7 protein-coding genes are annotated in these 7,190 nt (G+C 44.0%); 2 read left to right on the top strand and 5 right to left on the bottom strand.

Annotation, left to right across the window (positions count from 1 at the left end; all coding sequences use genetic code 11):
* Positions 1-318: 318 nt before the first annotated feature.
* Entirely contained in the window at positions 319-585 is a 267-nt protein-coding gene (locus VZ94_RS17755) for a hypothetical protein (protein ID WP_045780241.1), read from the bottom strand.
* A 163-nt stretch (positions 586-748) separates the two neighbouring features.
* On the opposite strand from VZ94_RS17755, the gene VZ94_RS17760 reads away from it, so the two are divergent.
* Positions 749-1,114 (top strand): hypothetical protein, encoded by a 366-nt coding sequence (locus tag VZ94_RS17760; RefSeq protein WP_045780242.1) that lies wholly within the window; start codon positions 749-751, stop codon positions 1,112-1,114.
* 413 nt (positions 1,115-1,527) lie between these two features.
* On the opposite strand, the gene VZ94_RS26135 is transcribed toward VZ94_RS17760, so the two are convergent.
* The 4 genes from VZ94_RS26135 to VZ94_RS17785 all read right to left on the bottom strand — a co-directional run bounded on the left by VZ94_RS26135 (position 1,528) and on the right by VZ94_RS17785 (position 6,630).
* The gene (locus VZ94_RS26135; protein WP_157844972.1) at positions 1,528-1,686 is read right to left on the bottom strand and encodes a hypothetical protein; all 159 of its coding nucleotides are present in this window, start codon (positions 1,684-1,686) and stop codon (positions 1,528-1,530) included.
* Complete coding sequence (locus tag VZ94_RS17770; protein WP_045780243.1) at positions 1,665-2,126, bottom strand: YaiI/YqxD family protein; 462 nt, start codon at positions 2,124-2,126, stop codon at positions 1,665-1,667. The genes VZ94_RS26135 and VZ94_RS17770 overlap by 22 nt, the downstream gene beginning before the upstream one ends.
* Before the next feature lie 523 nt (positions 2,127-2,649).
* Complete coding sequence (locus VZ94_RS17780) at positions 2,650-3,342, bottom strand: hypothetical protein (protein ID WP_045780248.1); 693 nt, start codon at positions 3,340-3,342, stop codon at positions 2,650-2,652.
* Positions 3,343-3,678: 336 nt separating this feature from the next.
* Entirely contained in the window at positions 3,679-6,630 is a 2,952-nt protein-coding gene (locus tag VZ94_RS17785) for a two-partner secretion domain-containing protein (protein ID WP_082081786.1), read from the bottom strand.
* A 125-nt stretch (positions 6,631-6,755) separates the two neighbouring features.
* Between VZ94_RS17785 and VZ94_RS17790 the strand changes: the two genes are divergently transcribed.
* On the top strand, positions 6,756-7,190 hold a 435-nt coding region (locus VZ94_RS17790), incomplete at its 3' end, for a DUF1877 family protein (RefSeq protein ID WP_045780246.1).

The following is a 7,190-nucleotide window of genomic DNA, read 5'->3' on the forward strand; positions in this document are numbered from 1 at the left end:
CGTCATCTCGGCATGGATTGCCAAGAACACAGGGGGACTTGAAGAGCGCCATCCATGGCACTGGATTCCGGCAATCCCTGCCGGAATGACGGGTATGTAAAACTATGGCTTTCTGATTGGTTGCGGTTTATTAATGCGCTAAGGGAATTCGGCTATAGGCAATCTGCCGTTTCGGAACACACTGGTGCGGCTTGCTATCCCGAAACCGTGCTATCTCAGCCATTGGCAGTCATAGTTCATCTTTGGTATTAGCTTTTGACCTCTGCATAATTCGGTTACAATGCGTAAAATTCAAAATCAGCTTTAATATGTTAAGCGTCAAAGATATTGAGAATTTAGTAAGTTCACGGCTCGCCGACGCAGAAGCTCTTTTCGTTGCTTGCAGATATGGTGGAGCGATTTATTTATGCGGGTATGCTGTTGAGCTAAAGCTAAAATCAAAAATTTGTCGGACTCTGCAGCATCGGCTTTTGTGCAATCTCCGGTTACGTTTTCTACCACATCGAGTAAGGCTTCCATCCGGTTAAACAGTTTCGGATGACGTTTTAGACGTTCGATCAAGAGAAGTTCTTTAGTTGAGTTCATAAATTTAGGCAAGGGAATTTTTGATATTCTACATGTTCACCGCACTTTTAATCACACCCGTCGCAGCGTGGAGCCCAGAATCACGATACAATCCAACTAGTAGCGCAAACCAAGCAGACGCTCAAGCAATGATTGACGCAACTAAATCTTTACTGGCGGCTTTATGAACCTAGACATCGCTAAACTAAAATCCATCGAAGAAACTGCGTCAAAAGAAATGGGCAAATTTTCATTTTTTGCTCTTTTCTTACCAGAGGACTCTCCCAATAAATGGGATTTAATCGTCTCAGCCGATTGGATTGATCATGATAAGCTAAAAGCTTTGCGCTATCTTGCAAAAAAGATGAATGAAAGCTTTTCTTCAGCAGAGATTGTTAATTTATCAAAAGTTGTACCAATTGAGACCAAAAATAGCGAACTTATTCAACTAACAAAGCAGTATCGCACTGAACACGACACCAAAGAGATTCGCAATAAAGACTTTTTTGGCATACCCATTGATCAAGCCTATATTATAACGGCCAAGTAACGAAGGAAATTAAACAAACCAAACTCGGTAAGGCAGATTCGCCGATAGGCAAGCCGCCATTTCTGGGTACACCGATGGCGGTTTGCTGTCGCGAAACCACACTACGCCCTTTCTACATGAAGAAATATGATTGACAATCCTAAACAAGTAACAAAGTTAATGCAAAAGTTGAAATCGCAATTACCGATTCCTGCTAAGGTAACGGAGGCTCTAGTACGTGGTCTGCGAGACAAGTCAATAAACATTTCGCCCGATGCACAGGTAGAAATTATGGATGTCGTGTATTTAGGCGATGAGGGCGGTATTTGTTGCGCTTTAAATGTAATCAGTCAAGAAGAAGTCGCGGTTATGGCTTCACTAACCCATCTTCGACTGTCTAATACTAGCCCTCTTTCGCAAGACGTGCGGGCTTATCAAGCCAAGCGAACAAAGAAGTTGTCAAGAATGAGGTAATCCGCCATTTCGGGGGACACCGATGGCGGTTTGTAGTCGCGAAACTGCCCTACGCGCTGAATAGGCTCTTCGCCTAATTCAATTTGTCGCGTTTGAATTAACGCGGCTTTATTCCACACTGTTGAGTTAAAAACCTGTCCAATTGATTCGCAAAGGTTTGTATGTCGCGTGAATTTAAGGCAGAAGGTCCGCCGGTATCAACACCGCTAGACCGCAATACCTCCATGAAGTCGCGCAAATTCAAACGCTCTCCAATATTGTCTTGAGTATAAAGTTCACCACGAGGATTGATAGCATGACCACCTTTACCAATGACTTGCGAAGCTAACGGAATATCGCCAGTAATCACCAAATCCCCGCTATGCAATCTTTTGACAATTTCGTTATCGGCCACATCGTAACCGGAATGTACTTGTAAAAACTTGATAAAGCGTGATGGCGGTATGGATAGAAATTGATTGGCAACTAAGGTAATCGTAATGCCCGTACGCTCAGCCAATCGAAACAAAATGGCCTTAATCGCTTTTGGACAGGCATCCGCATCAACCCATATTTGCATAAACTACTCCCGATTAGTAAAAATTAAAATCGTTATAGCATATTACCCAACAGTTGTAAGTTCTGCTGACATGCTCATGCAACGCAATCGAAACCACCTTACGCACTGGATAGAGAGTTACGAATGAAAAAACAGACGGTATATACCCTGGAAAGCGTCACAAGAGTTACTATCGACGTATTCTTGCGTTCTGCGCAGAACAGGCTATCTCGGTGCCAACTGGATTTCACTCACGAGATGCGTATAACTACGTGCTGGTAGATGTCAGTGTTACTCCGCAGAAGCTGATTGCTGTCACTTGGTATTTGGAATCATGGATTGTGGATTACTTGAACAGCGAGCTGGCGCAAGGGCGTAGGTTTAAAATCTTTGATTTCGATAAGTGCCGCGAACTCAAGTACGAAGGAGGCAAGAAGCTTGTTGCAATTGGGCTGTTCAACTGTCATAAGGAGGCGGATCATGTGTACTGACTCATGTCTCTCAACGTACTATCTGCTAACGATGGCGTTACTTTCGCTGAGAATTACTGTAGCACTAAACCCGTATGCGGCTTACGGTGATAAAAATGCGTATCTAACACGCGTGTGATTTCTTCACAGTCAATAACCGCTTGTTGGCATCTGAGTAAATGATTCGCTAAAGCCATGATGGCGCGCCAGACGGCACCGCTATTAATAAATTCAAACGCTTGTAAGAATAATTCATGTAATTTTCGTTCTTGTGCGAAACGATTATCGAACAAACATTCAGCATATTCGTAGGCGTTTTTCAAATCATCACTACCGCCATAATTGCGTAGCGCAGACAGCGTAATCAGCGATGAGTTAATAATTTCATCGTCTCTTAACGCAATATAATTGGCTTCTGCTAGCGGCCCTACTAAAAAATTCATTATATCGGCTTCAAAAGCGTGTAAATAAGCTTGCTTTTCTGGTTCCGAAAACTCTCGTGTAGCCTCATCAATACAGGAAGGCAGCGTGTGAATTAAGCGGCCTCCTTCAATTCTAGCCAGCCAATTCTGTTCGGTAGTGGACAAGCGCTTATGGTTAGGCGGCTGGTCAATCTGGATTTGAAAAAATACAGGCGGGAGTTGTTTTTGCATATTACCCAGGTAAATCGCTGCCGCATGTCCTGCTTCATGAATAGCGATTTTTTTGCTGAGTTCTTGTGTTGTCACCGTATGAGTTAACGATTGAGCAAGGTAGCTTCGATTCATAATGACCTCGGGCAAAAAAAAAGAATGCGGGCTGGCTAAGCTAACCCGCATTATGGAGAGGAAGGTGGGGCAACTGTTATTGAGAGTAAGCAACAACAGTTGGCGCAAAGTTTAATACACCGTAAATCTTTGAAAATGTGGCATGTTGTCGCGCGACAATAGGCCGCAGAAATTGGTATGGTAAGTGCATATTCTATTGGTTTTTTTCTTTGCAAATGCTATAAAAATAAATAAATATCAATGACTTATAATTATAATAAATCAAAAATAGCAAAAAACTAAGGCATATCACGCAAGTGACTGAGTGATATGCCCTAGCATTTATTTAACGATGTTTTATTTTAGTCCACCTGCACCTAAACGAATTAATGTACTACCCCCAGTTTCGTCGCAAGCATTGCCGCTTAAAATCTCTGAATCAAACTGGGGACCACCGAAATTAGCTAACACAGCGCTGAGATTTAATTGCGGCGACATGAGATGAATATCGCCACTTAAGCCTGATTCAGATGCTGCTTGTATGACATTAAAGCCAAAGGCAGCGGGCGACCATAACACCGGCTTGCCGCCTAACACTAAAGAATTTCCGCTAGATATTAATGCCGCGACATTCAGATTAATCGTTCCGCCTTGACCAGAACGCGCATTAGCTTGCATTAAACCGGTTTGCATTAACAGACTATTTGCAGTGACGTTAATGTCACCACCATCGCCTTGCTGATTTAACACCGAAGTAGCCAAACTAGAATGGGTTAGACTCAACCACTTACCGGCCTGAACCGTAATAGCGCCGCCATCGCCGTTGAGCGGAATCAACACGTCAGAATTTCCAATAGGCGGTAAAACCGTAGTATTCACGGACGAGTCGCTCAATTCAATCGAGCCATTGCTGGCGATGAGAATCGCACCACCCGCACCGCCTAATGATTGCGTGTTTACACTACTGGCATTTAATAACAAAGCGTTATGGCTTGTTAACGCAATATTGCCAAAATGACTACCAAAAACCGTTTCTGATGAAATAACCGAATTTTCTATGACCATCTCGCCTAAGCTGTCGACGGTTATGGCTCCGGCAGGCGCGTTAATCAAGGCTTCTGCCAGAATACGACTGTTATACGCCATGATATTAGGCGCAGTTATCTTGATATACCCAGGCGTGATGGTTTCAGGGTGTAAAGAAGCAATATCGTTAACAATGCTTATCGTCGCAAAATTAAGCCATAGCCATTGGTTAATCACTAAATCGATATTACCAGGGCTTCTATGCAGCGAGTTGTTGAAAGTCGGGGTAAAAATAATCGCATTAGAAGAAATACCTATATCGGCGTCGTTCGCAAACCCATTAATGGTTAAGGTATTAGCATTGATATAAATATCACCTGCTTGCCCCTCACCGCTTGAAAACGTAGCAATCGATGCTTTACCTACTAACACTAAGTCTTTAACTGAAAGCGTTAGGTTGCCGCCATCACCTAAGCTGCCGGGATTGGTCGCGGAAAAAACACCTGAATAATGCTCTGCCGAGCGACCATCAATCCACAGCGTGTTAGCGCTAATATCAATTTGACCCGCATCGCCTACCGAGCGCGTACTTGATGAAATCATGCCATCATCGGTTAAGTTAATGAGGTTTGCGCTGACTTTAATAGTGCCTGCCGAACCGGCGCTACCCTGATAAGCATCGGAAAAAATACCGGTCAGAAAATTCGTACCATGACCATTAATCAACAAGCTATCAGCCGTAACACGGACATCACCCGCATCGCCTTGCGCCCAGGTATTAGCTGAAATTTCGCCACCGTTAACGATATCTATCTTTTTTGCATTAACTTCTACGACGCCGCCAGAGCCTAAACCTTGCCAAACAATGGATAAAATACCCGTCGAATATTGGCTGCCTTGACCGTCGATAACAATATGCTCGGCATCCACTCTCACATTACCGGCATCGCTATCTGACCATGTTGCAGCGCCAATCATGCCATGATTTTTTAAAGTAATGCTATGAGCATTAACCCTTACCGCTCCCGCTAAGCCGGTGCTATCTAAATGTTGTTCGGTTTTTATGCCGGTTGAGTCTGTGCGCCCAAGACCATCAATAACAATAGTATCGGCGCTAACATCAACAACACCGGCATTACCTGCCGCCCAAGAGCTAGACGTAATCTCCGCTTCATCGAAAATGTTTAAAGAGCTGGTTGTTATGAAAACATTGCCCGCATCACCATTCGCCTCGGCATCAGCAGAAATTAACGCGCCGTTTAACACCGACAGCGTTTTTGCATTAATAACAATAGAACCGCCAGCACCATCACTCAGCGTATCCGCTTGAACTAAACTGCGATCAACGTTTAAGGTTTGTGCGCTAACGGCAATGCCGGTATTGGCTGCCGCCGACAGAAAACCATTGTTGTCGGCATAAACCGTGGCATCCCAAATATTGACCTCGCGCCCCCATACTGCAATACGACCTGCACCATCGCCAGACGCATACAACGTCGCGTAATCGCTACCCGCTCGACCATCAACAGAAACATGACCACCGGATTGAGTCAAAGAGGAATCAGGCAGTACAGAATAGCCATTTTGCTGTGCCAAACTGACACGGCCTTGTCCTTGCATGGCAACTAATCGAATATCGCCACCCGGTGCCGCCAGCCAGGTATTTCGCTGAGCTGAGCTTTTTATTGAAATATTCCCTGCAACTAAATCAAGCGCTTGATAGCGGTTGACCGCTAATTGCGCGCCATCCAATAAAATCAAACCATTATTAACCGAAGAGGTACCGAGAAAACCAAACTCTGCGGGTTTAGCACTGCTGAGTGTGCTGACATTATCAAGATTCGCATAAAAACTATGAGCGTCGTTAAAGGTAACGTGGTCAGCCGTACTCGCATGAAATGAACCAGGAACATCGACCCACGCATTCGGGCCAAAAATAATGCCGTTAGGGTTAATAAAATAAAAATCGGCGTTAGCTGCGCTGGATTTTAAGGTACCATCAAGCACAGAGCGTTGATGGCCGGTAACGCGAGCAATTACGTTTTGCAGCTCATCACTACCGGTAAACTCAACGGTTTGCCCAGTTGCAATATTAAACTTAGCAAAGCTATGGAATAGATTACGTCCTAGCGTTTTACCCACGTTTTGTGGAATAACCACATGTTGCCCATTAAATACATTGTTAGCGCCTAAGCTACCATCCAGCTTAATGCCTTGTGCATAACACCATGACGACGCTATGATTAATCCTATGCATAACGCAAACATTTTACCTAGCATCATAACTCCTCCAACTAACGCAAAACGGCCTGGTTTACTCTAATAACATCAAAACTCAATAGGATTACGGTAGGCTGTGCTTGCCTTAATCTGTTAACAACCTATCACAATTAACAGGAAAACTAAATATGGGCATGTGTTTCGCGCTGCATAGCGTTTCTGATGCAAACATTAAGAAAATACTTGAGTCACCACCGTTGATTTGGCGGCTCTTAGCACCTGATAATCCTGAAATCTATTTAGAAAGTGTTAATGAAGCCAAGAAAGGATTTTTTTTTTCCAGCTTATTTGGCTACAAGAAAAAAGAACCAGACCAACCAATCCCCAGCTTATCGTTTGTCGAAGGTGAAAATATCGATGCAGACCTAGACAAATCCTGGCAAGGCATACATTACTGTCTTAACAAAACCAGCTATAAAGCAGAACCACCGATGGATTTTATTACGCTTGGCGGACAAATGGCAGGAAAGGTAGAGGTCGGCTATGGGCCTGCAAGGCTAATCGATAGCAATACCGTGAAAGCCATTCATGAACGGCTCGCTAAGCTCACCGTCGAGGATTTG

Origin of the sequence: Methylocucumis oryzae (assembly GCF_000963695.1) — a bacterium.
Classification (GTDB): Bacteria; Pseudomonadota; Gammaproteobacteria; order Methylococcales; family Methylomonadaceae; genus Methylovulum; species Methylovulum oryzae.

Bases quoted from the DNA above. Each gene is read 5' to 3' on its own strand.
- VZ94_RS17755 (WP_045780241.1), bottom strand. From the start codon at position 585: ATGAACTCAACTAAAGAACTTCTCTTGATCGAACGTCTAAAACGTCAT.
- VZ94_RS17760 (WP_045780242.1), top strand. From the start codon at position 749: ATGAACCTAGACATCGCTAAACTAAAATCCATCGAAGAAACTGCGTCA.
- VZ94_RS17770 (WP_045780243.1), bottom strand. From the start codon at position 2,126: ATGCAAATATGGGTTGATGCGGATGCCTGTCCAAAAGCGATTAAGGCC.
- VZ94_RS17780 (WP_045780248.1), bottom strand. From the start codon at position 3,342: ATGAATCGAAGCTACCTTGCTCAATCGTTAACTCATACGGTGACAACA.
- VZ94_RS17785 (WP_082081786.1), bottom strand. From the start codon at position 6,630: ATGATGCTAGGTAAAATGTTTGCGTTATGCATAGGATTAATCATAGCG.